Genomic DNA, 223 nt, shown 5'->3' on the forward strand with positions numbered 1-223 from the left:
CACGCTGACCATCGCGCTGCAGGCTTCTGCCTGCGACAGCGCCAGGGTGGTGCAGCGGCCGCGGCTGTTGTCCGACAACGGCCCCTCTTACGTCTCTTCCGACCTGGCCGCATGGCTATCCGACAAGGGCATGGAACATACGCGCGGGGCGCCCTGCCATCCTCAGACCCAAGGCAAGATCGAGCGATGGCACCAGACGTTGAAGAACCGCATCCTGCTCGAA

At 64.6% G+C, this 223-nt stretch carries 1 pseudogene; it reads left to right on the plus strand.

Annotated features, from left to right (window positions below):
* Nucleotides 1–223: pseudogene (locus FY036_RS00005) on the plus strand (DDE-type integrase/transposase/recombinase); the annotation flags it as partial.

The organism is Neoaquamicrobium microcysteis (genome assembly GCF_008180155.1).
In the GTDB taxonomy this organism is placed as follows: Bacteria; Pseudomonadota; Alphaproteobacteria; order Rhizobiales; family Rhizobiaceae; genus Aerobium; species Aerobium microcysteis.